General features: G+C 70.5%; 1 protein-coding gene. It reads right to left on the reverse strand.

The features are described 5' to 3' along the window. Positions 1–288: condensation domain-containing protein (locus tag OQ789_RS26090; RefSeq protein ID WP_324689297.1), on the reverse strand; the 288-nt coding region annotated here is incomplete at both ends.

The raw sequence follows: 288 nt of genomic DNA on the forward strand, positions 1-288 counted from the left end.
GGCCGCGCTGAGCCGGGCGCGCACCGGCACCGTGTTGATCAACAACCCCACCATCGACTCGGCACCCGCCAACTCCGGCGGGCGCCCCGACACCGTGGTGCCGAAGACGACATCGTGGTGACCGGTCAACGCGCACAGCAGCTGCGCGAACGCCGCCTGCAACACCACATTGACCGTCGTGTGCTGAGCGCGGGCCAACTCGGTCAGCGCTTGGGTGATCGGCTGAGGAACATCAAAGGACGCGACCGACCGCCGGCCCAGCCCCACCCGGCCGGCCGGTCCCACCAG

The organism is Mycobacterium sp. 94-17 (assembly GCF_035617725.1).
Lineage (GTDB): Bacteria > Actinomycetota > Actinomycetes > Mycobacteriales > Mycobacteriaceae > Mycobacterium.